Here is a 24,877-nt window from a genome sequence, read left to right on the forward strand (position 1 = left end):
GTCTAATTTTCGCCCAATATAACGGAATTAAGAATCGATGAGTGAGTATAAAGATACCCTGAACTTACCTGAAACAGGGTTTCCAATGCGCGGCAACCTGGCCAATCGTGAGCCAGAAATGCTTAAGCGTTGGTACAAAGAAGATCTTTACGGTGAAATCCGTAAAGCTAAGAAAGGCAAAAAGTCATTCGTATTGCACGATGGCCCTCCTTACGCAAATGGTGACATTCATATTGGTCACGCACTAAACAAGATTCTTAAAGACATTATTATTAAATCCAAAACACTTTCAGGTTTTGACGCACCTTACATCCCAGGCTGGGACTGCCACGGTCTACCAATCGAATTAATGGTAGAGAAGAAAGTAGGTAAGCCAGGCCAAAAAGTGACAGCAGCGGAATTCCGCGAGAAATGTCGTGAATACGCAGCAGGTCAGGTTGAAGGTCAGAAAGAGAGCTTCAAACGCCTTGGTATCATGGGTGAGTGGGACAAGCCATACCGCACTATGGATTTCGCAACTGAAGCGAACATTATTCGTGCTCTTGGTAAGATCGCAAGCAATGGTCACCTGCTAAAAGGTTTCAAACCTGTTCACTGGTGTACAGACTGTGGTTCTGCTCTTGCTGAAGCGGAAGTAGAATACAAAGATAAAGTATCGCCATCTATCGACGTTCGTTTTAAAGCGGCTGACGAAGCGGCACTGCTATCTAAATTTGAACTGACAGAAGGTCATGAAGGTCACGGTGACGTATCTATCGTTATCTGGACAACAACACCTTGGACACTGCCTGCAAACCGCGCAGTATGTCTACGTGATGATCTAGAGTACGTGCTTATCCAAACAGAAGGCGACAACGCTGAGCGTATCATCGTTGCTGCTGAGCTAGCGAAAGACGTAATGGACCGTGCGGGTATCGAGCACTTCCACAACCTTGGCTTTGCTAAAGGTGCGGACCTAGAGCTTTCTCAATTCCAACACCCATTCTACGATTTCACTGTACCGGCGATCCTTGGTGATCACGTTACGACTGATTCAGGTACTGGTGTTGTTCACACTGCTCCTGGTCACGGTCAAGAAGACTTCGCGGTTGGTAACAAGTACAACCTAGAAGTAGCAAACCCAGTTGGCTCAAACGGTGTTTACCTACCAGATACAGAGCTATTTGCTGGTCAGCACGTATTTAAAGCGAACGATGCAGTAGTAGAAGTACTAAAAGAAAAAGGTGCACTACTACACCACCACGCTTACGAGCACAGCTACCCACACTGTTGGCGTCATAAGACCCCAATCATCTTCCGTGCTACACCTCAATGGTTCGTTTCTATGGACCAAGCTGGCCTACGTGCTAAAGCATTAGAGTCAATCAAGAATGTAGAGTGGATGCCTGAGTGGGGTCAAAGCCGCATCGAAGGTATGATCGAAGGTCGCCCTGAGTGGTGTATCTCTCGTCAACGTACTTGGGGTGTGCCAATTGCTCTGTTTGTTCATAAAGAAACAGCAGAACTTCATCCAAACACGCTAGAGCTGATCGAGAAAGTCGCTAAGCTGGTTGAAGAGAAAGGCATCCAAGCATGGTGGGATGTAGATGCCGCTGAACTACTAGGTGCTGACGCTGACCAATACGAAAAAGTGCTAGATACGCTAGACGTATGGTTCGATTCTGGTGTCACTCACTTCTCAGTTGTTGATGCTCGTGAAGAGTACAACGGCAACAGTGCAGACCTATACCTAGAAGGTTCTGACCAACACCGCGGTTGGTTCCAATCTTCTTTAATTTCATCTATTGCGATGAAAGACGAAGCACCTTACAAACAAGTACTGACACACGGTTTCGTGGTTGATGGTCAGGGTCGTAAGATGTCTAAATCTATCGGTAACGTGGTTGCGCCAAAAGACGTAACCAACAAGCTAGGTGCTGACATTCTTCGTCTATGGGTTGCTTCTACAGACTACACTGGTGAAGTTGCGGTTTCTGATGAAATCCTAAAACGCAGCGCAGATGCGTACCGTCGTATCCGTAACACAGCGCGTTTCTTCCTAGCTAACTTGAGCGGCTTCAACCCTGAAACAGACATCGTTCCTGTTGAAGAGATGGTTGCGCTAGATCGCTGGGCGGTTGGTCGTGCACTAGCAGCACAAGAAGAGATTGTTAAAGCATACGAAGAGTACAACACACACGGTGTAACTCAGCGTCTAATGCAATTCTGTTCAATCGAAATGGGCTCTTTCTACTTAGACGTAATTAAAGACCGTCAGTACACAGCAAAACGTGGCGGCAACGCTCAACGTAGCTGTCAGACTGCACTTTACTACATCGTAGAAGCGCTAGTTCGTTGGATGGCGCCAATCATGTCGTTCACTGCAGATGAAATCTGGAACGAAATGCCAGGTCAACGCGACAAGTTCGTATTCACTGGTGAGTGGTTCGACGGTCTATTCGGTCTTGCTGAAGGTGAAGAGCTGAACAACGAATTCTGGTCTGAGATCCAAGCGGTTCGTGGTGCGGTAAACAAACTTCTAGAAGATGCGCGTAAAGAGAAAACCATTGGTGGTGCACTACAAGCTGAAGTGACTCTATTTGCTGATGACGCACTAGCGGCGAAGATCAACAAACTTGAAGATGAACTGCGCTTTGTTCTACTAACCTCTGCGGCGAAAGTTAAGCCTCTAGGTGAGAGGACGGATGCAGCACAAGCCACAGATATCGAAGGCTTATTTGTTGAAGTAGCAGCAGCTGAAGGCGAGAAGTGTGATCGTTGTTGGCACCACACGCCAGACGTAGGCACAATTGAAGGTCACGAGAAAATCTGTGGTCGTTGTGTATCTAACGTAGACGGCGAAGGTGAAGTACGTAAATTCGCGTAATTGCCTAGAACGACTGAACTTTTTTTAAAATTAACAGCCCCAGTATTTACTGGGGCTGTTTGTAGGTAAAGTAATGAGTGAAAAAGCACTGACGTTAAAGCAATCTGGAGTTCGCTGGCTGTGGTTAGCAATTCTGGTATTTATTGCAGATATTGGCATCAAATTGGTGGTGATGGACAACATGGGCTACGGATGGGCAAACCGAATTGAGGTGTTGCCATTCTTCAACCTACTTTACGTTCATAACTACGGTGCCGCTTTCAGCTTCTTGAGCGATCAAGCTGGTTGGCAGCGCTGGTTATTTACAGGTATCGCGTTTGTTGTTACGGGTCTTTTGACCTACTGGATGAGTAAGCTTCCAGCAAAAGAAAAATGGAACAACATCGCTTATGCACTGATTATTGGTGGTGCAGTGGGCAACGTGTTTGACCGCGTCGTTCATGGCTTTGTTGTTGATTACCTAGACTTCTTCTGGGGTAACTACCACTGGCCAGCATTCAACCTTGCTGACATGGCGATCTGTATTGGTGCGGCAATGATTATTCTGGATGGCTTCCGTAAAAAAGACGCTGACAAGTAATCTTTTGCGGTATATCGAATAACCCTAAGCGTCGTCCGTTGATTCGAGCGACGCTTTTTATTATGTTGGAGCGCCAATCAGCATATCAATGTATAAAAAGACCAAGCTGACAGCGTAATAACCCAAGAACAAGGAAGCATTAACGTGACAACAATAACCAATGAATCGGTAGTAACCCTTCACTTTACGATTAAAATGAAAGACGGATCGGTTGCAGATAGTACTCATAACATGGGTAAACCAGCGAAGTTTGTTATGGGTGATGGCAGCTTGAGTGAAAACTTTGAGCAATGCTTGATCGGCCTCGAAACAGGCGCACAAAAAGCGATTGAGCTAAAGGCAGAAGACGCGTTTGGTATGCCAAACCCTGATCATATTCACTATATGGATCGCACTAAATTTGTAGGTGATGCAGAAGTGGAAGTTGGTACAATCATGGCCTTCAGTGGCCCTGATGGCATGGAAATCCCAGGCATCATTACTGAGATTGCTGGCGACTCAGTAACTGTGGACTTCAACCATCCACTCGCGGGACAAGACGTGACTTTCGAAGTTGAAATTTTGTCAGTAGAATAGCGAACCAAATAAAAGATAACTTCCATGAGCAATGAAATGAAAATCCTGTTAGCTAACCCACGTGGTTTCTGTGCTGGTGTTGACCGCGCGATTAGCATCGTAGAGCGTGCGCTAGAGATGTATCAGCCACCGATTTATGTGCGTCATGAAGTGGTGCATAACCGTTTTGTGGTTGAAGGTCTAAAACAGCGTGGTGCTATCTTCGTTGAAGAACTGCACGAAGTGCCAGACAACAACATTGTGATTTTCTCCGCTCATGGTGTATCGCAGGCAGTTCGTCAGGAAGCCAAGCAGCGTGATTTGACCGTATTTGACGCAACGTGCCCTTTAGTAACCAAAGTGCATATGGAAGTGGCGCGTGCGAGCCGTCGTAATATGGAAGTGGTTCTGATTGGTCACGCAGGTCACCCTGAAGTCGAAGGTACGATGGGGCAATACGCCAGTGAAACCGGTGGTATGTACTTGGTTGAAACTCCAGCCGATGTTGAGAAACTGAAGGCGATTGTGAAAGATCCATCCGATCTTCATTACGTAAGCCAAACGACGCTTTCTGTCGATGAAACTGCCGATGTTATCGAAGAGCTACGCCGCGTGTTCCCAGATATCCAAGGTCCACGTAAAGACGATATCTGTTATGCGACACAAAACCGCCAAGATGCCGTACGTGAATTAGCTGGTGACGTAGATGTGATGGTTGTGGTGGGTTCTAAAAACTCATCAAACTCTACACGTCTTAAAGAGCTAGCTGAAAAGCTAGGGACACCTGGCTACTTAACCGACTGTCCGGAAGATATCAAACCTGAGTGGTTCGAAGGCAAAACAAAGGTCGGCGTGACTGCGGGAGCATCTGCTCCGGAAGAGCTCGTTAATCAGATTCTAGAGCGAATCAAAGAACTCGTTGGTGCCGAAGCGGTTGATGAAGTACTTGGCCGTGAAGAGAATATGTTCTTTGAAGTACCTAAAGAACTTCAAATCAAGCAAGTGGATTAGTCTCCATTTATCGAATATTCAAAAGGCGACCTGTGGGTCGCCTTTTTTACATCTCTCTTAACTCATTTAGGTAATCACGAATTTGGTCTTTTCCTAAACCATCGATAATCATATCAGACATCTTCGTGATTCTTCGCTCAAGCGATTGAGCAACCTTTTCGCAATGTGCGTACATGTCTTCATCAGAACCATCGGTCGGAAAAGCATCAACTTGCCAGTTTACTCGAACACCACCTGCAAGCCACTGAGGAGCGGTTTCTTGATGTAAAGAATCACAGAGAATAATAACGATGTCGGGAAGAAATTGAGTTCGCTCCTCCCATGAATGCGTGTGGATATGCGGAGTGGGGAGTTGGTGGTCATCTAAATATTTTTGCACCACTGGGTGCACCTTGCCTGTGGGATGTGAGCCTCCACTGGTGACACTAAAATCTGCTGGCAGGATATTGGTTGCGATTGACTCCGCGAGGACGCTTCGTCCAGCGTTGTGCTTACATATGAATAAAACTTTATACATCATCGCCTCGTCTTTTCAGAGCGTCCTATTTATACGCTAGCGGAAACTCAGCGATGATGTGTGAAGTTTTTGTGTTAGTGGCTAATGCCGAGCATCTCTTTGAGCACCTTTAAGTAGCGGCGGCTTACTGGTATCTCAAAGCCTGTTTTGGTGATGATTTCCGCTAACCCATTTTCCAGTAACTTGATTTCGCTAATCGCTTTAATACTGACTAAGTATTGACGATGGCAGCGGACTAGAGGGGTTTTCTCTTCCAACGTTTTTAATGTCAGTTGGGTGCTCGCGGTTTGGCTGGTGGAGCGTACATGTACGCCGCTGATATCACTGTAAGCACATTCCACCGTGTCGGTGGCCATGATAACGATGCGGTTGTGTCCGATGCACGGTATCTGATCCAACGTGTCAGGTGTAATAGCAGACAGTTGTTGCGTTAGGGCGGATTGGCTAATGACTTTGTTTAGTCGTTTGACCGTTTTAGTTAACCGGCATGGGTCGACAGGTTTGAGCAAGTAATCAAAGGCATTGTCTTCAAATGCTTGAATCGCATACTGATCATAAGCCGTGACAAAAACCACATAAGGCATGGTTTCTGGATCAAGCATCCCAAGTAATTCAATCCCCGTGACTTGAGGCATTTGGATATCGAGAAACACCACATCAGGCTTAAGTTCATTGATTTTTTTTAGGCCGAGGATTGCGTTTGAGGCATCGCCCACGACCTCAACTTGGCCTGTTTCATCCAGTAACTCTGCTAGCTCTTCACGAGCAAACTGTTCATCATCAATGACGAGTGCGGTTAACATCCAACATTACCTTTATTGCTTCAGCGTGCTTTTATGATTTTGGGGGAATGATAAAGCTCATTTTAGTAAATTGATGTGGCTCGCACGTAATTTTTAGCGCTGCATCACGTCCAAATTGATTAGTGAGACGCTTGTCGACAATTTCTAAACCTAGCCCTGAGTGGTTTTCTTTTGGCGGCTCAAAACTGCCTGCGTTGTCTTCGACGGTAATCAAGTGACCTTGTGGGTGTGCTTCGCTGTATATATGAACTTTACCACCTTCAAGCATGTTTGAAATGCCATGCTTAATGGCGTTCTCAACCAAAGGCTGGAGTGTAAAGCTTGGTAATTTGATGTCCAGCAATTCAGGTTGAATATCGATTTCAACCTCTAAGCGGTCCGTAAAACGCGCTTTTTCGATGCTCAAGTACGAGTTCACATGTGCAAGCTCTTCCTTTAGCGTCACGGTATTAATGTTCTGCTTTAAATTGCTGCGGAAGAAGTGCGATAGATTTTGGATTAGCTCGCGCGCTTTGTCAGGGTCACGACGAGTAATCGCACTAATAGTATTGAGTGCATTAAACAAAAAGTGTGGATTCACCTGAGCGTGAAGCAATTTTATTTCTGCTTGGGCGAGTAAGGCTTGTTGTTGTTGGTAATCGCCATAAAGGATTTGGCTAGATAGAAGCTGGGCTATTCCTTCCGCCATCGACATGTTGGCCGTCGAGAACAATTTACGCTTCGGTTCATACAGCTTTATGGTACCAATGACCTCTTTCCCTGCACGCAGTGGGATGATCAGCGCAGATCCGAGCTTGCAATCTTTTGCAATGGAGCATTGGTATGGACGCTCCGCACCATCAAGATAAATGATGTCGTTTTTCTCCATGGAGTCTAATGTGCTTTGCGATGAAATCGGCGTGTTTGGTTTATGGTGATCATCGCCAATGCCCACAAACGCCAAGATCTTTTCTTGGTCAGTAATCGCGACAGCGCCCACTTTGGTTTCTTCGTAAATAATACGTGCGATTTTCTCTGCGTTTTCGGTGTTGAAGCCGTTGCTTAGAATTCCCACTGAGCGATCAGCAATGGTGAGCGCTCGACGCGAAAACGTCGCAGAAAACTTTTCAAAGATTGCTTTTCTGTCTTGCAGGATACTCATGAACAACGCCGCACCAAATGAATTCGCGATGATCATAGGCGCTGCAATAGCGGACACCAGTTCATAGGCTTGATCAAAAGGTTTCGCGACGGCGAGCAGCAAAATCATTTGCACCACTTCTGCAACAAACGTGACGCTGAATACGACGCTTGGATTAAACAGCAATGCGCCTTTATTTCGCTTGATAAGGTAAACGTGGAGCAAGCCACCAATTACGCCCTCGGCGGTGGTTGAAATTGCGCAGGCTAGGTCAGTAAAGCCACCAAGAGAGTATCGATGGATGCCACCAGTAAATCCGACGGCGAAACCTACAACAGGTCCACCAAACAGCCCGCCCATAACTGCGCCGATCGCACGAGTATTGGCAATAGCATCGTTGATGTGCAGACCGAAATAGGTGCCGAGAATACAAAAGCCAGAGAAGAGTACGTAACAAATTAGGCGGTGGCTTAAGCGCGAAGAAATACTCAGCAAAGGTAAGATGATTGGCGTTTTACTTAGCATGTAAGCCAAAACTAAGTACACACACATCTGTTGTAAAAGGGAGATGACCAGTTCCATAGTGAACCTAACCTAGAATCAATGTTGTTATTGTATACCTAAGTAACCTCAAGATGCTTGGCTCAGATAGATAAGAACAGCTAAGTAAATGATGCTGCGCTGTGCTTTCTGAGTCTTAAAGTGACTTGGGTATAAAACAAAAAGAGCCTGCAATTGGCAGGCTCCTATCTTAGTCACTCAGATGTGACGAGTATTACGCTGTTTCTGATACGGCTTGTGGTTTCTCTTCGTCAGCCAGTTCAGTTTCACCTTTACCCTTAGAGGTTTTGATAACGTAACCTGTCACAGCTAGGGCAAACACAATACCTACGATAGTTGATAGTTGCATTGGCAGACCAAAACCTAGCGAGCTGTTGTTTAAGATGAACGTGACACATACCGTGGTCATGAAGATAGCTGGGATAGTGGTAATCCAGTGCAGCTTGTTGTGACGCAGTAGGTAAGCGGACGCAGTCCAAAGCATCATTACCGCTGTTGTTTGGTTTGCAAAACCGAAGTAGCGCCAGATAATGCCGAAGTCTACTTGAGTTAAGATACCGCCGATAACGAACAGTGGAAGTGCCATCAGTAGACGGTTACGTAGCGTTTTTTGTTCCATGTTGAAGTATTCAGCAAGGATCAAGCGGCTTGAACGGAACGCTGTATCGCCAGACGTAATTGGTAGGATAACCACACCCAGGAACGCAAGGATACCACCGAACACACCTAGCAGACCAAATGATGCGCTGTATACCACGTTACCAGGGCCACCGTTTTTCACAGCTTCTGATAGAGCGTCTAGAGAGCCGAAGAAAGACAGAGCGATAGCACACCAAATTAGAGCGATAACACCTTCACCAATCATTGCACCGTAGAATACGAAGCGACCGTTTTTCTCATTTTCCATACAACGCGCCATCAGTGGAGACTGAGTTGCGTGGAAGCCAGAGATAGCGCCACATGCGATAGTGATGAACAATGCAGGCCATAACGGCATGTCATTTGGGTTGAGGTTAGAGAACATGTCCGAAACTTGGAAGTCACCCATTACTGTGTGTTCGCTAGAGAAAGCAACGGCTGTCATTAGGCCAACAGACATAAAGATAAGTAGGGCGCCAAACAGTGGGTAGAAACGACCAATGATTTTATCGACAGGAACAATCGTCGCAATGATGTAGTAAGCAAAGATAGCAATAACCATCGTTGTCATGCTTACACTCAAGCTTGTTTGATCATTGATGAGGTTGGTAATCATGCCAGCAGGGGCTGAAACGAACACTACGCCAACTAGAAGCAATAGGACAATGGCAAAAATATTCATAAAGTGTTTTGCGCCATTACCTAGGTAGCGACCTGTAATGGTAGGTACAGATGCACCGCCGTTACGCACTGAAAGCATGCCTGAGAAGTAATCGTGTACTGCACCAGCAAAAATACAACCGACTACAATCCAAAGCATCGCCGCAGGACCGTATAGTGCCCCCATGATCGGGCCAAAAATTGGACCAACACCTGCGATGTTAAGTAGTTGAACTAGGTAAACTTTCTTTGTTGACATTGGAACGAAGTCAACACCGTCCGATTTGGTGTGAGCTGGCGTTTGGCGTTTTTCATTGATGCCGAAAATCTTCTCGACGAAAGCGCCGTAGATGAAGTATCCGCCGATTAGGGCTGCGACACAGGTTAGAAACCACATCATAGCAATTGTCCTTGGTCTTAGTTGGGTAGGGTAATTTTTTAATCTCAGGATGCATGTTATGCGTCACTTGTGTTAAATGCATTCGGTTAGTAGATGAGTGGTCGAATAGAGCACTGAGTGGTCGATATGCTGCTTGAGCGGTTTTTAAAAATGGCGAAAGGTTGATGACAGTCTTGAGCGGCTGATTTGAGTCATCAGTGGTTAAATCTGCAAGCTCAGCGGCAAGCGCCAATAATTAGTGGTAAGCTTATTTTTGAAAACAATTACTTAAGGAAGAACCATGAAAAAGGTAACGGTAGGTCTGGCACTGGCTTTACTTGCAGGATGCACAGCAACGACAGCAGATCTTGCCAAGTCGGGAGATTGGCATCAGATCGGATATCAAGATGGCATAACCGGACACACATCGCGCACGATGAGCGAGCTTCGTGAGTTGGGTAGTGTTAAGCAAAGTGACTACGACCAAGGTTATTTAGAAGGTTTACGTGAGTACTGTAATCCTGCTTTTGCGTATCAAATGGGGTTATCTGGTCAGTATTACGAAGGGGTTTGTGAAGGTACTGAGCAAGCGCAAAAATTCCGCATGGAATGGCAACGTGGTTGGAATGAATACTCAAATTAATAGTCAATAAAGCCGTTGTTACACTGTCTGCATCACATAAATGTGGCAAAATCTTCCTTATTAAACTATGTTCACATTGCTTGATAGTGAGCACAGAAAAAAAGGAATCACATTATGTCAACGCAAATGGCTGGTGGCTGGAGTCCATTTCATGAACTCACAGCAGAGAATAAAGAAGTATTTGCTAAAGGTATCGAGGGGTTTGTCGGTGTCAAATACTCCCCTTTGGTTGTGGCTACTCAAGTCGTAGCCGGACAAAACTATGCGTTTTTCTGTAATGCAGAAGTTGTCTACCCTGGAGCACAACCATACCCAGCAATGGTTCATATGTTCAGCGACCTTGAAGGTAAAGTCGGTATTACTCACATTGAACGATTGAACTACTAAATTAAGCCATAAAAGGCGCCTGACTTTTAAATAAGTGAGGCGCTTTATTGATTAAGATTGATTCGCTTGATCGATCACGACTTTTCTTAAATATCCTTGTTTGGCTTTCAGTTGCTCAGTCGCGCTTTCTTTATCCAGCCCGGTTAAAATCATCAAAATAGCTAACTTGGCGTCGTAGTCCGTTTCTTTGAGAGCCGTTTTAGCCTCTTGGTTAGTACAATCTGTTGCTTGCATAACAATACGAGCCGCTCTTGCAACTAGCTTTGCATTCGTCGCTTTCACATCTACCATTAAGTTCTGATAACTTTTGCCCAGGCGAATCATGCTTGCGGTAGTGAGCATGTTTAGTACGAGTTTTTGTGCCGTCCCTGATTTTAAGCGAGTGGACCCCGTTAACGCTTCAGGTCCAACAACGGGGCTAATCGCAATATCGGCAATATCTGCAATCGGAGAGTCAGGGTTACAAGATAGTGCTACAGTGGTGGCACCAAGCTCGTTCGCATACTCTAAGCCACCAATCACGTAAGGTGTTCGTCCACTTGCCGCAATACCAACGACGACATCGCGTTGTGTTAGCGTATTCTCTTTAAGATCTTGCTCGCCTAATGTAGGGTCGTCCTCCGCCCCTTCTTTTGCACGGAACATTGCCTCTTTTCCACCGGCAATAATACCAACGACCATCTCTGGATCTGTGCCAAAAGTTGGTGGGCATTCTGAAGCGTCCAAAACGCCAAGTCGACCACTGGTACCCGCACCGATGTAAAACAACCGACCTCCGACCTTAAATGCTTCCGTGATCTTATCAACGGCTTCAGCGATCTCAGGCAATACTTTTTCAACGGCAAGAGGAACGAGTTTGTCCTGTTGGTTGATGCGTTGAACAATATCGAGAGAAGGCAGCAAGTCGATGTCCATGGTGTCTGGATTTCGCCCTTCAGATACCAGATGGGATAAAGCTGCGATAAGTGCATCGTTCGTCATAATGAATTAAGCCTTTTTGTTTAGGATCTATTGCCCTTAATTTTTTGAATAGAGTACACCCAGTGAAGCGAGACGACTTGCCCCCGTAACTTCCGGTAAGTTGCTAGGGAGGCCGTGAATATGGCGCTGCGCAAGCCAAGCAAACGCCATTGCTTCCATGTAGTCGCCATCAACGCCTTTTTCTGCCGTTGTCGCAACGCTCCATTGTGGCAATAACTTAGCTAGTCGCTGCATCAAAAGTGGGTTTCTTGCTCCACCGCCACAGACCAATAGTTGAGGTGTGATGCCATGAGAAAACTTGTCGACTTCGTTGGCAATGGTAATCGCAGAGTATTCGCAGAGTGTACGCTGTACGTCTTCGGTTGGTAAATTGTGATGGGCCAGTTGTTGATGCAGCCAGTCAATATTGAACAGTTCTCGTCCGGTACTTTTAGGGGCTGGCATGGCGAGGTAAGCTTCTTTGAGTAATTGAGTCAACAAAGTAGCGTTTACCGTTCCTTTAAGTGCAAATTGTGCATCTTCGTCGAAGCTTTGCCCAGTATGCAGCGCACACCATGCGTCCATCAACATATTGCCCGGGCCTGTGTCATAGCCAATGACTGGTTGTTCTGGATGCAGTACAGAGATATTGGCAATGCCTCCAATGTTAAGCACCACAGTTGTGGAATCCTGCATCGCAAAAATGCTTTTATGGAAAGCAGGGACGAGTGGGGCACCTTGTCCACCTAGCGCCATGTCTTTACGACGAAAATCCGCTACCGTATCAATGCCTGTCTTGACCGCGATAATGTTGGCATCGCCCAATTGAGTGGTAAACGGCAAGTTTCCGGTAGGCTGATGGAACACTGTTTGACCGTGATTACCAATCGCACGAATTTGCTCTGCGACGTAACCAGACTTATTGAGCAGCTGTAACACAGCATCTGCAAATAGGTGGCCGAGCTGATGGTCAAGTTCACCTATGGCTTTTAAATTTGTTGCTTGACCGGTACAAACAGATAACAGCATGTCTTTTAGTGCTGCGGGCATTGGGTAGTCGTCGTGCGCAATCAGGCGAACATGCTCATCGCTTATTTCAACTAGAGCGGTATCAACACCATCCATACTCGTTCCAGACATCACACCAATGTATAGTTCGTTAAATTTCATAGCCGATCTCGTCAATTCTTCATTCACTTATTGTAAAGCAAATCTGAAGCGAATAACCTCATCGAATACGAGATATTCAGCCGATTTTGAGGAGAAAACATGGGACCGTTATGGGTTGACGTTGCGGGGTATGAACTGACCGCTGAAGACAAAGAAATCTTGGAGCATCCTACGGTTGGTGGCTTAATTCTATTTGCTCGCAACTATCATGATAGCGAACAGCTTCAAGCACTTACTCAATCCATCCGAAAGGCGGCTAAGCGCCCGTTTTTGATCGGTGTGGATCAAGAAGGCGGCCGAGTGCAGCGCTTTCGTGAAGGTTTCTCATTAATTCCTGCTGCTGATGAGTACGCTAAACATCAAAATGGTGAAGAGCTTGCTCGTATGGGCGGTTGGTTAATGGCAGCAGAGCTGATTGCCCATGATATTGATTTAAGCTTTGCCCCGGTACTTGACCAAGGCCATCAATGTAAAGCGATCGGTAACCGCGCATTCGGTGAAGATGCCGATACCATTCTTCGCTATAGCACTGCATATATGCAGGGAATGAAGAGTGTTGGCATGGCAACGACAGGCAAGCACTTCCCTGGACATGGTGGCGTGATTGCAGACTCACATCTAGAAACACCATACGATGAGCGCAGTGATATTTTTGAACAAGATATGGCGATCTTCAAAGCGCAAATTGATGCCAGTATTTTAGATGCCATGATGCCTGCTCACGTGATTTTCCCACATTATGATGCTCAACCAGCCAGCGGTTCTGAATACTGGTTAAAACAGGTCCTGCGTCAGCAATTGGGTTTTAAAGGTTTGGTTTTTTCGGATGACTTGACCATGGAAGGCGCTGCGATTATGGGCAGCCCAGCCGAGCGAGGTGCTCAAGCATTGAGAGCTGGTTGCGATATGTTGTTAATGTGTAATAAACGAGAAGCGCACGTTGAGGTATTAGACAACTTACCGGTTTCAACCGTGCCACTCGCGGATGGATTACTGAAAAAACAGTCATTTTCTCCAAGCGAACTTAAGCTATCTCAAGAGTGGAAAGCGGCGAGTGAAGCGATGAAACGCTTGACTAGCTAAACCTCTTGTAAAAGATTCAAAACAGCGATGAGAAGCCAAAGTTAATTATACTTTGGCTTTTTATTTAACTGTAAACCTAGGTTTACACTAAATGTTTTTTATTCTGTACGCTTGTTTTTCTTTTTTAGCCTGTTATCTTGTCGTTAAAGCTTAGTTGTCTCACCAAAGGTTTGGTTGGGTGTAAAAATAAATATACAGGTTAGAGTTATGCAGAAAAGTGAGTTGAGCAATATTAATATTATCGAAGAACAGGTTCTTATTACTCCGGAGGAACTAAAAACCAAGCTTCCTTTGAGTGAAAAAGCACGTCGCTTTATTCAAGAGTCTCGTCAAACTATCGCTAATATTATTCACAAGAAGGATCACCGCCTGCTTGTTGTATGCGGTCCATGTTCTATCCACGACGTAGAAGCGGCGAAGGATTACGCAAAGCGACTTAAAGCACTCTCTGAACAACTAAGTGACCAACTGTATATTGTTATGCGTGTTTACTTTGAGAAGCCGCGCACCACGGTCGGCTGGAAAGGCCTGATCAATGACCCACACCTAGACGGCAGTTTCGATATTGAACACGGTCTGCATGTTGGACGCGAACTTCTGGTGGAGTTGGCAGAGATGGAAATCCCGCTCGCGACTGAGGCTCTAGACCCAATTAGCCCACAATACTTGGCGGATACTTTTAGCTGGGCAGCCATCGGTGCTCGTACGACGGAGTCACAAACTCACCGTGAAATGGCAAGCGGCCTGTCTATGCCAATCGGTTTTAAGAATGGCACCGATGGCAGTTTGGCAACCGCAATTAACGCGATGCAAGCTGCGTCCTCTAGCCACCGTTTTATGGGAATTAACCGTGAGGGACAAGTCGCACTGTTGACCACCCAGGGCAATGCTAATGGACATGTGATCTTACGTGGCGGCAAGCAAACTAACTACGATTCGGTATCAGTCACTGAGTGTGAGCAAGAGATGGCGAAATCTGGTCTTGATGCTTCATTAATGGTGGATTGCAGTCACGCCAACTCACGTAAAGATTACCGTCGCCAGCCATTAGTCGCGGAGGATGTGATTCATCAAATCCGTGAAGGCAATAAATCTATTATCGGTCTTATGATTGAAAGCCATATCAATGAAGGAAATCAATCTTCTGACTTAGCTCTTGAAGAGATGAAATACGGTGTATCTATCACTGACGCATGTATCAATTGGGATTCAACTGAGGCACTATTACGTCATGCACATGAAGAGCTAGTGCCTTTCTTAGAAAATCGTCTAAAGGCTAATTAATACAGGATTTAAGGAACATCAATGGCAGTTGAACTTAACGCATTACGCGATCAGATTGATGCAGTCGACAAGCAAATGTTGGAGCTATTGGCTCAGCGTTTAGCGCTCGTAGAGAAAGTTGGGGAAGTAAAAAGCGAACATGGTTTGCCAATTTATGCTCCAGACCGCGAAGCGGCGATGTTAGCTTCTCGTCGCGCTGAAGCTGAAAAAATGGGAATTCCTCCACAGCTTATTGAAGATATTCTGCGTCGAACAATGCGTGAGTCTTATGCCAGCGAGAAAGATTCCGGTTTTAAGTGTTTGAACCCTGATTTACGCTCAGTTGTTATTATTGGTGGTAATGGTCAATTGGGTGGCCTGTTTGGGCGTATGTTCAAATTGTCGGGCTACCAGGTCAAAGTTCTCGGCAGTAAAGACTGGGATCATGCGGATGAGATTCTAGACAACGCGGGTTTAGTCGTGGTCACGGTGCCGATTCATCTAACGGAAGGGGTGATCGAAAAACTGGGGAACTTGCCGCAAGACTGCATTCTGTGTGACCTGACTTCTATCAAGTCGAAGCCTCTGCAAGCAATGTTGAATGTGCACCAAGGTCCTGTGGTTGGTTTGCACCCAATGTTTGGCCCAGATGTTCCGAGCCTTGCCAAGCAGGTTATTGTGTACTGTGATGGCCGTGGTCACGAGCATTACCAATGGCTATTGCAACAGTTTGGGATTTGGGGCGCAAGCTTGTGCCAAATCGATGCACAAGAGCACGATCATGGCATGACGTTGATTCAGGCGCTGCGCCACTTCACGTCGTTTGCTTACGGTATGCACCTTAGCAAAGAGAATCCGAACATCGATCAGTTGTTGAAGTTAAGCTCGCCAATCTACCGCCTTGAATTGGCGATGGTGGGACGACTGTTTGGTCAGGATCCGAACTTGTACGGTGATATCATTTTCTCTTCTCAAGAGAATATCGATATGATCAAGCGATTCCATCAGCGTTTAGGTGATGCGGTAGCGATTCTGGATAGCAGAGACAAAGCGCGATTCATCGAAAGCTTTAAGCAGGTGAGTGATTGGTTTGGTACTTATTCTCAACAATTTATGAATGAGAGCCAAAACTTACTCAAACAGGCGAATGATAATATTCATCGCGGCTAATCACGGGTCATTTAGCCGTGCAGAGTCCGAAACAAAAAGAGCAGCGTAAGCTGCTCTTTTTCGTGTTGATGGACAAATCAGTTCGTCGCAGTATTACTCGTATCTTCACTTGATACTGTGTTGATACTGGTATCGCGATAGGGTGAATTGGTTAAATTGACTTGTAGACGTACAACGTTATCAATCAATTGAACCAAAGGTCCCCATTTCACTTTTTTCTCTTTTTCAAAGACGTCATTGAAGTTTTCTGGCGTCCACTCCATTAAGTATTGAGGGTTGAGTGCTCGTCCGAGGAAGCGTACTTCATAGTGCAAGTGTGGCCCTGTGGAGTTGCCAGAGTTACCGCATTGAGCAATGATGTCGCCTTTACTAACAAACTGACCGCTTTTCACTTTGAAGCGTTGTAGATGAGCAAAGGAGCTCATAAAGCCAAATGAGTGACGAATGGTGACATAGTTACCATAACCACGATTGCTCGGGCGAACGGTTTCCACCACACCGTCAGCCGGTGCCAGGATCTCTTCTCCTCTTTTACAAGTCAGATCGATACCAGTATGAACATGCCTCTTACCTGAAATCGGATTAATACGACTGCCGTAAGAAGAAGAAATTCGTTGGTATGTGACTGGGCTGTCATTTGGTATCAAACGGAACATCGTCGCTCGAACAGCAGAATCGATAGCGGCTGCGTCAATTCGCTCCTCTAACCCCATGCTGTTCTCATCGATCATCAACTCTTCGTCTGCGAGACCTAAAACTGATTCAACGTCGAATACCCGTTTGCCCAATAGCTGAATTTGATTGTTTTTGTCCGTCAAAGACTGGGAAAGCGAATGATTGGTATCAAGCTGTTCTTCGTAAAGAGCCGTCACTTCGGCCTTTTCACTTTCCAGTTTGGCGATGATTTGTGTTAGTTCGTCTTTATTGTGCATCTGCTGCTGATTAAGGTACCACGCGCCACCAACGACGGCGGGTAATGCCAATACTGAAGCAAATACTGCTAGGACCGAACTGCGGCCCAAATAGAACTGCTGATCGCCGTCTTTCGTCGGGATCTGCATGATGATTTTTTTAGACATAGTTATTGTTACTTAAATAGGCGTTCATTTATTTTTCTCCTAAAAACCAGAGAGGTGCTCTAACTCTCGATTCAGAAGGTCGTTATTGCCTACATTCAATTCTATAAATCGTTTTAGTTGGCTAATGCTTTCGATGTCTACCTTAGCGATCTTCAACCTAATCTCACACTTAGAGACATTCACAATTTGCGCTTTTAACGTAATCACTTGTTCGGATTGATCAAATGAAAAAGTCACATGGACTGGAAGGGTTGGATCCAAAGCCTCAGTCTCTTCCACTTTCATGAGTAAACCATGCAAGGAAAGATCTTGAATCCTAGCTTCAATTGCCAAGTCACGTTGTTCTATCTTAGCTGGAGCTTGATGGAGAATACGTGAAAAGCGTCGTCTCTCTGTCATATGAATATTCTCGTCAGGTCGTCAAACAGAATTGAATAGTATATCAATGCGAACAAAAAGTGTTCGATTGTTGTTTGAAAAGTGTCGAGGTCGCTACAGAGTGACGTAAGTGCAATGTCATGTTCTTAACGAACGAGACGGGCTAATGAGCTCTTTTTATAACAAAGAAAACAAAGGCCGCTATGATAGCGGCCTTTGTACAAATTACAATCAAACTTTGTGGGTTGCGATTACTTCGCAATACGCTTGTATTTGATACGGTGTGGTTCTGCGGCTTCAGGACCCAATGTTTTCTTCAACCAATCCATGTACTCTGTGTAGTTACCTTCGTAGAAGTTAACTTGGCCTTCGTCACGGTAGTCAATGATGTGGGTCGCGATACGGTCAAGGAACCAACGGTCGTGCGAGATAACCATTGCACAACCAGGGAACTCTAGTAATGCTTCTTCTAGAGCACGCAGTGTTTCAACGTCAAGGTCGTTGGTTGGTTCGTCGAGTAGCAACACGTTGCCGCCCGCTTTAAGAAGCTTCGCAAGGTGGACACGGTTACGCTCACCACCCGATAGTTCACCAATAATCTTTTGTTGGTCACTGCCTTTAAAGTTAAAGCGTGAACAGTATGCACGAGCTGGGATTTCGAAGTTGTTGATCTTAATGATATCAGCACCTTCAGAGATCTCTTGGAATACGGTTTTAGAATCGTCCATGCTGTCACGGAACTGATCGACCGATGCCAGTTTTACTGTATCGCCCATCTCAATTGTGCCCGAGTCTGGTTGTTCAGTACCACTTAACATCTTGAATAGCGTCGATTTACCTGCGCCGTTAGCACCGATGATACCAACAATTGCACCTTTAGGGATGCTGAATGACAGGTCATCAATCAGAACTCGACCGTCAAATGACTTGGTCAGGTTCTTCACTTCAATAACCTTATCACCTAGACGCTCACCTGGTGGGATAAATAGTTCATTGGTTTCATTACGTTTTTGGTGATCAGAGCTTTGCAGTTCTTCAAAGCGAGCCATACGTGCTTTTGACTTCGCTTGACGACCTTTAGGGTTTTTACGTACCCACTCAAGCTCTTTCTCGATAGTCTTTTGGCGAGCACTCTCTTGGGAGGCCTCTTGTTGTAGACGAGCGTCTTTTTGCTCCAGCCATGAGGTGTAGTTGCCTTCCCATGGGATACCTTCACCACGGTCCAGTTCTAAGATCCAGCCCGCAGCGTTATCTAGGAAGTAACGGTCGTGGGTGATGGCTACTACGGTACCTGTGTAATCCACTAAGAAGCGCTCTAGCCAAGCCACTGATTCTGCATCTAGGTGGTTGGTAGGCTCATCAAGCAGTAGCATGTCTGGCTTAGAAAGTAGCAAGCGACAAATAGCCACACGGCGGCGTTCACCACCTGATAGGTGCGCAATTTTTTGGTCCCATTCAGGTAAACGAAGTGCGTTTGCCGCACGCTCAAGCGCATTTTCTAGGTTGTGGCCATCTTTCGCTTGGATAAGGGCTTCTAGCTCGCCTTGCTCTTTTGCAAGTGCGTCGAAGTCTGCATCTGGTTCAGCGTATGCTGCGTAGACTGCGTCCAAACGTTTCAGAGCGTCAGCAACGTCAGCAACCGCTTCTTCAACAACTTCACGAACGGTTTTTGATTCGTCTAATACTGGTTCCTGAGGTAGGTAACCTACGTTTAGACCAGGTTGTGGACGCGCTTCACCGTCGATATCCGTGTCGATACCTGCCATGATACGTAGCAGTGTGGATTTACCTGCACCGTTCAGACCTAAAACACCGATTTTCGCACCAGGGAAGAAGCTCAGAGAGATGTCTTTAAGAATTTGACGCTTAGGTGGCACAATTTTGCTCACCCGCGACATGGTATATACGTATTCAGCCATTGCCGATCGTTCCTAAATTAACTGTCATTCAAACCCATCATTTTATACCAAGTGCTTTGTTTTTGTTACCGCATTGCAAGAATTTCCCTAACGAATGGATTTCTTATTTTGAGCTGACCGGAAACTTACACGGTTAGGGTATACACTTTTGTTATTCGTTAAGAATGACGAAGTGTTTTCTATGCGAGTTAGAAACGCTTTGTCTCCATCGTCTTAAAAGTTTGACGAGTACAATTTTTAATACACTAAGTTGCTTTACATGGACATCTGCATTCTGTGTAAATAGATGCATGTGTGAAAATTGCCTTAACATCACATGAACTCTAACAAAACTAGGCTTTAGGGCAGTATATGTCTGGGGAAAATGACACAAATGAGATTCAACGTATCTGAATTGGCTAAAAACGTATGCTGCGCCGCCGCGTTGTGTGCTATGAGTTTGAGTGCTAATGCCGCGCTGAGTTTGGAAAAGCAGCGCGAAGTATATGAGCAAGCTCAAGATTTATTAGATAAAAATGACATCGACGGATACCTTTCGATTCGTCCTAAAATTTCTGACTATCCACTAACGCCTTATGTGGATTACCGCACTTTTATTAGACAGTTACCGGAAAAGTCACCACAACAGGTGAACGAGTTTATTTCTGAGCACGAGTCTTTTCCATTTTCTCGTCGAGTTCGCGCTCCATACCTCAATCATCTTTATAAGCAAAAAGATTGGAAAACCATTACTGAGTTTCAAAAAGTCATTCCTAGTGGTGAGCGTTACCAATGTATTTTCTACGTCGCTCAATTAAAGCAAGGCAAGAAAGTCGCGGCGTTTAAAGGGGCTGAACATATGTGGTTACGTGGCATCAGCATTGCTGATGAGTGTGACCCATTATTTGAAGCATGGGACAAGGCGGGTGAGCGTACCGATGAACTGATTCTACAGCGTATGTTACTGGCGTTTGATGCTCGTAATGGCGGTTTGATGAGTTACTTGCTCAAACTGCCTAAATCCGCGCAGGCAAAGCAACAAGCCAAAGAAATGAAAGCGTTGTTTGATAATCCTTCAAGTGTTGCGGAATTCGCGAAGAAAAAACCTGCGAATGATTTTAATCGAGCGCAAAGTGAATATGCGTTAGAAAAGTTGGCTCGCATGAACACTAGCCAAGCACAAGGTGCGTACGATGCCGTCATTAAAGGACAGAAGTTTTCTCCAGAAAAAGCGCAAGAACTTGCCGACTATATTGCATTTCGATTGACTCGTACGGAGTCTGAGTCATTAGCTAAATGGCGCGATGATAAAACGAAAACCAGTCAGTACTTACCGTTGATTGAAACGCGCATCCGCTTAGCGATTCAAAATGCAGATTGGAAAGGCGTACAAGAGTGGATTGCTGTTCTAAATAAAGAAGAACAAGCCACGCTACGCTGGCAATATTGGCTTGGAAGAAGTGAAATAGCGTTAGGTGATGACATCGCGGGGAAACAGCGTTTAGCAACTCTGCTTGGGCAACGAAACTTCTACAGTGTGGCTGCCGCCAATGCAATCGGGCAATCAATCAAATACCCAACGCATACGGTTAAGTTGGACAAGAAAGTTGTTCAACCCTATCAAGACTCGCTAGCTCGTATCGAAGAGTTGATCGCGACGGATAAAATCGCAGCAGCGAAGAGTGAATGGGCACACTTACTGCGCCGCGTAGGGAAAGATGAAAAGGTGATGTTGGCGGCTTATGCATCATTTAAACGTTGGCATAACCTAACGGTGACCGCGAGTATCCAAGCGCAGATGTGGGATAATATCGAACTTAGGTTCCCAATAGCACACCGCTGGTGGTTTAATTTTTATGCGAAAAAGCACAACATTGATCCCGTCACGATGATGTCTCTCGCTCGACAGGAAAGTGCGTTAGATGTTGAAGCCCGCTCTCCAGTTGGCGCTCGTGGTCTTATGCAGATCATGCCTGCAACGGCGAAGTACACGGCACGTAAATATAAGTTGAGTTATCAAGGTACGCAGGATCTCTACAATGTAGGAAAAAATATCGAAATTGGTAGCCATTATTTGCAAGGTTTATTAGAGGATTACGATAATAATCGTATTTTTGCTCTTGCTGCTTATAATGCAGGTCCTAACAGAGTAAAAACGTGGCGAGAGCGTACCCAAGGAAAAGTGGATGCTTATGCCTTTATTGAGGCAATTCCATTTAAAGAGACGCGCGGTTATGTACAAAACATCTTGATGTTTGAAACATACTATCGTGATCTTTTGGGTATCGATGGCGCGTTCTTGAATCAACATGAGATCAATACCAAGTATTGAGTGAGGTAACTTGATGTCGCACGAACCCGAGTATAAAGACTGGCAACAGATTATTGAGCTAATTCGAACAAGTATGGGCACCCAGCAAGATGACATGCTGTTAACTATGCTGATGTCACGTGATGAGAGAGAGTCATTAATATCACGCGTTAATATAATTAACGAACTTCTTAAAGGAGAATTATCTCAACGTCAGATCAGTCAGATGCTTGGTGTGGGCATTGCCACCATTACTCGTGGCTCTAACGAACTAAAGTCGAAATCTGATGAAGAAAAAGACAAGTTGAAAGTCTTGTTAGAACAAGTTGCGGTATCTAAGTAGACAGTATATCCAATTTGCTTTTAGGCCTTGGTGTTACAAGTGACTAAGATAACGTATTACAAAGGGCGGAAATATCCGCCCTTTTGCGTATCTAGAGACTAGGCTGAGTGTTATAAATTTGAAGGAAAATGCTCAGGGTTTGTGAATGGAATTAAAGCCAGAATCAAGGCTTGGTGATAGACCGAGCTTCGAGTTAGCTGGTTTTGGGTTAGCAGGCTAATAGCGCCACCTTTCTGTTTGATATTATCAGTACCAAACACTTCGTCCATTACATCTCCCAACTCATTCGCATCCTTGAGTTTTTCCAAGACTTTTGGCGGCAACATTAAGCTTGCAGAACGAGATTCACCGCGGTGAGTCTCTGACTCAACCACCATCCAAGCAAACGTCACGTTTGCTTCAATTCCCGCTTCGAGACCGACATAGTAATCCGCGTTTGGCATCTCTACTTTTGCGTTTTTAACGCGGTTTAGCGCACCACGATGAGTTTCTTCATTCGTCATGGGCTGATCTGCGACCTCACTCGGTACACTGATGCCAACGAAGTTGAACTCTTGATACGGAAATGCATTACGAAATGCACTTTGAACTGCATTAATTTTGGCTGGGTTTAGCGATGCGATTACGACTTTTTGGGGTGCCATGATCTTTTTACTCACTGGTGTCTATTAACTCAATTTTACTTGCGTAGGCTTTACGTTCTCACTCGGGTAACAGCCTAATACTTTCAAGTGCTTAGTGATTTTTGTTAGCTCTTCAAGTGCCTGTTGCATTTCTGTCGAAGCAAGATGTGATGTCAAGTCTACGTAGAACATCTCTTCCCACGGGTTCCCCATAATTGGGCGTGATTCTAGCTTGGTCATATTGATGCCGTAACGTTGCAGCACTAATAGTGTTTCAACCAATGAACCTGCCTCTTGGGAGGTCGACATGATCAATGTGGTTTTTGCTGGAATCTGAGTAGAAACTTCAACCGGTTTACGAGCAACCACGATAAAGCGAGTATGGTTTTCGGTTTGGTTTGCGATGTTGCCTTGAATTGCTTGCAAGCCATATAGCTTACCGCTTGATGCATTACCAATTGCAGCCACATCATCACGATCCATCTCTTGGACTTTCTGCATTGCATCTGCTGTGCTCGCGCAGGATTCCAGCTTTACCCCTTTCATACGGCTTAAAAACTCACTGCACTGTTGGTGTGGCTGAGGGTGAGAATACAGCGTTTTAATATCTTCCAGACGAATGTCTTTTTTCGCAACCAAGCAGTGTTCGATTGGTTGAGTTAGCTCTCCAACGATGTAAAGCGTCGTGTGTTGTAGTAAGTCATACACTTCATTAATAGAGCCTGAGCTGGTGTTTTCGATTGGCAGAACGCCATAATCAGCATGGCCAGATTCAACCGTTTGAGTCACTTCTTTAAAGTGCTCGCAGTTGAGCTCGATAAGCTCCGTATTTTTACGACTGAAGTATTCGCGACTTGCCAAGTGCGAATAAGAGCCTTTGGCTCCTAAAAAAGCGACGCGAGCAAGTGGCTTACGGCTTTGCTGTGGGTTAACGAGATTTTGCAGATAACTTTGTTGAAGCAGAACTGAGTCTTCAATGATGGTATGGAAAAGTTTGGTGATGTACTGCGCGTCAAGTTCGTATTTATCTTGGCCATTAGAAATCAGCTTGACCAATAATTGCTGTTCACGGACGGCGTCGCGAACAGGCTTTGAGGTTTGTACTTTGCTTTTGGCTACTTCAATGCTGAGTTTACGGCGCTCAGACAATAAGCTGAGAAGTTGGTCATCCAACTCATTCAAGCGTAAACGAATTTCTTCGAGGGAAATAGGTTGGTCAGTCATCAATTCTTTCCTTATAAAAAAGCCTCCCGATTTGGGAGGCTTTCTGTTTGTTTTTGACTTTTCTTTCACAAACGAGTTCGCCCCTCCAACTATGGGAGGAAAAAGAAGTCAAAAATAAACAGTGAGGTTAAATGCATAAATAGTGCTTAATTTATGAGTGTTTAAACACAATAAGCAAGGCTGGGGAGAGCGTCAAGCAAAAAAATAGCGCCTTTCGGCGCTATTTCCTCAATATGTTCAGTTTACTCTTCTTCTTCCACTAGCTCAGGCTTACTTGCACGTCGAGCTTCAGGTTTGTGGGTCAGCTTGTTCAATTGTCGTTCTAGTTTTTGCTCCACTTCGTTGATAGCTGCGTAAAGATCTTCGTGAGTTGCTGAGGCAATGAGCTGGCCTTTAGGAACTTTGATAACCGCTTCGAATTTCTTCTGTTTGTTTGGTTCCTCACTGAAAGTTGCTTGGCAACCAATTAGGTCTACTTGCCATTTCTCCAGTTTTTTAAATTTGCTCTCAATATGAGCTCGGATTGCAGAGGTGATTTCGATGTTTTTGCCAGTGATATTCATTGTCATAAGTGTTTTTCCTCTGTTGCATCCCTCATGGGTTGAGTTCAGATTACCGCTTTAAGCATAAAAAAATGTGATTCAGATCATTATT

23 protein-coding genes and 1 other annotated feature are annotated in these 24,877 nt (G+C 45.2%); of the genes, 11 read left to right on the forward strand and 12 right to left on the reverse strand.

What is annotated here, in order from left to right; all coding sequences use genetic code 11:
• Nucleotides 1–37 precede the first annotated feature (37 nt).
• The 4 genes from ileS to ispH all read left to right on the forward strand — a co-directional run bounded on the left by ileS (nt 38) and on the right by ispH (nt 5,012).
• Nucleotides 38–2,866, forward strand: a complete 2,829-nt coding sequence (ileS, locus tag KI742_RS03640; RefSeq protein WP_285385162.1) for an isoleucine--tRNA ligase — start codon at nt 38–40, stop codon at nt 2,864–2,866.
• 73 nt (nt 2,867–2,939) lie between these two features.
• The gene (gene lspA / locus KI742_RS03645) at nt 2,940–3,446 is read left to right on the forward strand and encodes a signal peptidase II (RefSeq protein ID WP_005385948.1); all 507 of its coding nucleotides are present in this window, start codon (nt 2,940–2,942) and stop codon (nt 3,444–3,446) included.
• 144 nt (nt 3,447–3,590) lie between these two features.
• The gene (gene fkpB / locus KI742_RS03650; RefSeq protein WP_005381922.1) at nt 3,591–4,022 is read left to right on the forward strand and encodes an FKBP-type peptidyl-prolyl cis-trans isomerase; all 432 of its coding nucleotides are present in this window, start codon (nt 3,591–3,593) and stop codon (nt 4,020–4,022) included.
• A gap of 24 nt (nt 4,023–4,046) precedes the next feature.
• Nucleotides 4,047–5,012, forward strand: coding sequence for a 4-hydroxy-3-methylbut-2-enyl diphosphate reductase (ispH, locus tag KI742_RS03655; RefSeq protein WP_005381920.1), 966 nt, complete (start codon nt 4,047–4,049; stop codon nt 5,010–5,012).
• A gap of 46 nt (nt 5,013–5,058) precedes the next feature.
• On the opposite strand, the gene KI742_RS03660 is transcribed toward ispH, so the two are convergent.
• The 4 genes from KI742_RS03660 to KI742_RS03675 form a co-directional block, all read right to left on the reverse strand.
• Nucleotides 5,059–5,532, reverse strand: coding sequence for a low molecular weight phosphatase family protein (locus KI742_RS03660; RefSeq protein ID WP_285385163.1), 474 nt, complete (start codon nt 5,530–5,532; stop codon nt 5,059–5,061).
• A gap of 71 nt (nt 5,533–5,603) precedes the next feature.
• The gene (gene btsR / locus KI742_RS03665) at nt 5,604–6,332 is read right to left on the reverse strand and encodes a two-component system response regulator BtsR (protein ID WP_005381917.1); all 729 of its coding nucleotides are present in this window, start codon (nt 6,330–6,332) and stop codon (nt 5,604–5,606) included.
• Between the two features lie 31 nt (nt 6,333–6,363).
• On the reverse strand, nt 6,364–8,034 hold the full coding sequence (locus KI742_RS03670; protein WP_005381915.1) for a sensor histidine kinase: 1,671 nt from the start codon (nt 8,032–8,034) through the stop codon (nt 6,364–6,366).
• A 193-nt stretch (nt 8,035–8,227) separates the two neighbouring features.
• On the reverse strand, nt 8,228–9,712 hold the full coding sequence (locus KI742_RS03675) for a carbon starvation protein A (protein ID WP_005381914.1): 1,485 nt from the start codon (nt 9,710–9,712) through the stop codon (nt 8,228–8,230).
• A 280-nt stretch (nt 9,713–9,992) separates the two neighbouring features.
• On the opposite strand from KI742_RS03675, the gene KI742_RS03680 reads away from it, so the two are divergent.
• Together KI742_RS03680 and KI742_RS03685 are read left to right on the forward strand one after the other, a co-directional pair.
• Nucleotides 9,993–10,334 (forward strand): DUF2799 domain-containing protein, encoded by a 342-nt coding sequence (locus tag KI742_RS03680; RefSeq protein WP_005381912.1) that lies wholly within the window; start codon nt 9,993–9,995, stop codon nt 10,332–10,334.
• Nucleotides 10,335–10,448: 114 nt separating this feature from the next.
• Nucleotides 10,449–10,721 (forward strand): hypothetical protein, encoded by a 273-nt coding sequence (locus KI742_RS03685; RefSeq protein WP_005381911.1) that lies wholly within the window; start codon nt 10,449–10,451, stop codon nt 10,719–10,721.
• A gap of 51 nt (nt 10,722–10,772) precedes the next feature.
• Here the strand turns inward: KI742_RS03685 and murQ are convergent, their stop codons facing one another.
• Both murQ and KI742_RS03695 read right to left on the reverse strand, forming a co-directional pair.
• On the reverse strand, nt 10,773–11,702 hold the full coding sequence (murQ, locus tag KI742_RS03690) for an N-acetylmuramic acid 6-phosphate etherase (RefSeq protein WP_054574290.1): 930 nt from the start codon (nt 11,700–11,702) through the stop codon (nt 10,773–10,775).
• 36 nt (nt 11,703–11,738) lie between these two features.
• Nucleotides 11,739–12,851, reverse strand: a complete 1,113-nt coding sequence (locus KI742_RS03695) for an anhydro-N-acetylmuramic acid kinase (RefSeq protein WP_005381909.1) — start codon at nt 12,849–12,851, stop codon at nt 11,739–11,741.
• A gap of 99 nt (nt 12,852–12,950) precedes the next feature.
• Here KI742_RS03695 and nagZ point away from each other — a divergent pair, with 99 nt between their 5' ends.
• From nagZ to tyrA, 3 genes are all read left to right on the forward strand, one after another.
• Nucleotides 12,951–13,934 (forward strand): beta-N-acetylhexosaminidase, encoded by a 984-nt coding sequence (nagZ, locus tag KI742_RS03700; RefSeq protein ID WP_285385164.1) that lies wholly within the window; start codon nt 12,951–12,953, stop codon nt 13,932–13,934.
• Nucleotides 13,935–14,141: 207 nt separating this feature from the next.
• On the forward strand, nt 14,142–15,218 hold the full coding sequence (locus tag KI742_RS03705; protein WP_005381904.1) for a 3-deoxy-7-phosphoheptulonate synthase: 1,077 nt from the start codon (nt 14,142–14,144) through the stop codon (nt 15,216–15,218).
• A gap of 21 nt (nt 15,219–15,239) precedes the next feature.
• A complete protein-coding gene (gene tyrA, locus KI742_RS03710; RefSeq protein WP_005381901.1) occupies nt 15,240–16,367 on the forward strand; it encodes a bifunctional chorismate mutase/prephenate dehydrogenase in 1,128 nt (375 codons plus the stop codon).
• Nucleotides 16,368–16,444: 77 nt separating this feature from the next.
• Here tyrA and KI742_RS03715 read toward each other — a convergent pair whose 3' ends face one another.
• The 3 genes from KI742_RS03715 to ettA all read right to left on the reverse strand — a co-directional run bounded on the left by KI742_RS03715 (nt 16,445) and on the right by ettA (nt 19,743).
• Nucleotides 16,445–17,446, reverse strand: coding sequence for a M23 family metallopeptidase (locus tag KI742_RS03715; protein WP_005381900.1), 1,002 nt, complete (start codon nt 17,444–17,446; stop codon nt 16,445–16,447).
• Between the two features lie 39 nt (nt 17,447–17,485).
• A complete protein-coding gene (locus tag KI742_RS03720) occupies nt 17,486–17,845 on the reverse strand; it encodes a PilZ domain-containing protein (RefSeq protein WP_031781006.1) in 360 nt (119 codons plus the stop codon).
• A gap of 230 nt (nt 17,846–18,075) precedes the next feature.
• On the reverse strand, nt 18,076–19,743 hold the full coding sequence (ettA, locus tag KI742_RS03725) for an energy-dependent translational throttle protein EttA (RefSeq protein WP_005381894.1): 1,668 nt from the start codon (nt 19,741–19,743) through the stop codon (nt 18,076–18,078).
• Between the two features lie 364 nt (nt 19,744–20,107).
• Between ettA and sltY the strand changes: the two genes are divergently transcribed.
• Together sltY and trpR are read left to right on the forward strand one after the other, a co-directional pair.
• A complete protein-coding gene (gene sltY / locus KI742_RS03730) occupies nt 20,108–22,054 on the forward strand; it encodes a murein transglycosylase (protein ID WP_005385932.1) in 1,947 nt (648 codons plus the stop codon).
• Nucleotides 22,055–22,067: 13 nt separating this feature from the next.
• Nucleotides 22,068–22,376 (forward strand): trp operon repressor, encoded by a 309-nt coding sequence (gene trpR, locus KI742_RS03735; protein WP_005381892.1) that lies wholly within the window; start codon nt 22,068–22,070, stop codon nt 22,374–22,376.
• Nucleotides 22,377–22,486: 110 nt separating this feature from the next.
• On the opposite strand, the gene yjjX is transcribed toward trpR, so the two are convergent.
• The 3 genes from yjjX to hpf form a co-directional block, all read right to left on the reverse strand.
• Nucleotides 22,487–23,020, reverse strand: coding sequence for an inosine/xanthosine triphosphatase (yjjX, locus tag KI742_RS03740; RefSeq protein WP_213886939.1), 534 nt, complete (start codon nt 23,018–23,020; stop codon nt 22,487–22,489).
• 24 nt (nt 23,021–23,044) lie between these two features.
• Nucleotides 23,045–24,223: a prephenate dehydratase gene (gene pheA / locus KI742_RS03745; protein ID WP_017636154.1), complete on the reverse strand. Its 1,179-nt coding sequence runs from the start codon at nt 24,221–24,223 to the stop codon at nt 23,045–23,047.
• Between the two features lie 12 nt (nt 24,224–24,235).
• Nucleotides 24,236–24,357: a sequence feature (Phe leader region), on the reverse strand.
• 108 nt (nt 24,358–24,465) lie between these two features.
• Nucleotides 24,466–24,792 carry a ribosome hibernation-promoting factor, HPF/YfiA family gene (gene hpf / locus KI742_RS03750; protein ID WP_005381889.1) on the reverse strand — a complete coding sequence of 109 codons (327 nt, stop codon included), beginning with the start codon at nt 24,790–24,792 and terminating at the stop codon, nt 24,466–24,468.
• Between the last annotated feature and the right edge of the window lie 85 nt (nt 24,793–24,877).

Origin of the sequence: Vibrio sp. D417a, from assembly GCF_030248595.1 — a bacterium.
Classification (GTDB): Bacteria; Pseudomonadota; Gammaproteobacteria; order Enterobacterales; family Vibrionaceae; genus Vibrio; species Vibrio alginolyticus.

Coding starts and splice junctions, on each gene's coding strand:
- ileS (WP_285385162.1), top strand. CDS start 38: ATGAGTGAGTATAAAGATACCCTGAACTTACCTGAAACAGGGTTTCCA.
- lspA (WP_005385948.1), top strand. CDS start 2,940: ATGAGTGAAAAAGCACTGACGTTAAAGCAATCTGGAGTTCGCTGGCTG.
- ispH (WP_005381920.1), top strand. CDS start 4,047: ATGAGCAATGAAATGAAAATCCTGTTAGCTAACCCACGTGGTTTCTGT.
- KI742_RS03660 (WP_285385163.1), bottom strand. CDS start 5,532: ATGATGTATAAAGTTTTATTCATATGTAAGCACAACGCTGGACGAAGC.
- btsR (WP_005381917.1), bottom strand. CDS start 6,332: ATGTTAACCGCACTCGTCATTGATGATGAACAGTTTGCTCGTGAAGAG.
- KI742_RS03670 (WP_005381915.1), bottom strand. CDS start 8,034: ATGGAACTGGTCATCTCCCTTTTACAACAGATGTGTGTGTACTTAGTT.
- KI742_RS03675 (WP_005381914.1), bottom strand. CDS start 9,712: ATGATGTGGTTTCTAACCTGTGTCGCAGCCCTAATCGGCGGATACTTC.
- KI742_RS03680 (WP_005381912.1), top strand. CDS start 9,993: ATGAAAAAGGTAACGGTAGGTCTGGCACTGGCTTTACTTGCAGGATGC.
- KI742_RS03685 (WP_005381911.1), top strand. CDS start 10,449: ATGTCAACGCAAATGGCTGGTGGCTGGAGTCCATTTCATGAACTCACA.
- murQ (WP_054574290.1), bottom strand. CDS start 11,702: ATGACGAACGATGCACTTATCGCAGCTTTATCCCATCTGGTATCTGAA.
- KI742_RS03695 (WP_005381909.1), bottom strand. CDS start 12,851: ATGAAATTTAACGAACTATACATTGGTGTGATGTCTGGAACGAGTATG.
- nagZ (WP_285385164.1), top strand. CDS start 12,951: ATGGGACCGTTATGGGTTGACGTTGCGGGGTATGAACTGACCGCTGAA.
- KI742_RS03705 (WP_005381904.1), top strand. CDS start 14,142: ATGCAGAAAAGTGAGTTGAGCAATATTAATATTATCGAAGAACAGGTT.
- tyrA (WP_005381901.1), top strand. CDS start 15,240: ATGGCAGTTGAACTTAACGCATTACGCGATCAGATTGATGCAGTCGAC.
- KI742_RS03715 (WP_005381900.1), bottom strand. CDS start 17,446: ATGTCTAAAAAAATCATCATGCAGATCCCGACGAAAGACGGCGATCAG.
- KI742_RS03720 (WP_031781006.1), bottom strand. CDS start 17,845: ATGACAGAGAGACGACGCTTTTCACGTATTCTCCATCAAGCTCCAGCT.
- ettA (WP_005381894.1), bottom strand. CDS start 19,743: ATGGCTGAATACGTATATACCATGTCGCGGGTGAGCAAAATTGTGCCA.
- sltY (WP_005385932.1), top strand. CDS start 20,108: ATGACACAAATGAGATTCAACGTATCTGAATTGGCTAAAAACGTATGC.
- trpR (WP_005381892.1), top strand. CDS start 22,068: ATGTCGCACGAACCCGAGTATAAAGACTGGCAACAGATTATTGAGCTA.
- yjjX (WP_213886939.1), bottom strand. CDS start 23,020: ATGGCACCCCAAAAAGTCGTAATCGCATCGCTAAACCCAGCCAAAATT.
- pheA (WP_017636154.1), bottom strand. CDS start 24,223: ATGACTGACCAACCTATTTCCCTCGAAGAAATTCGTTTACGCTTGAAT.
- hpf (WP_005381889.1), bottom strand. CDS start 24,792: ATGACAATGAATATCACTGGCAAAAACATCGAAATCACCTCTGCAATC.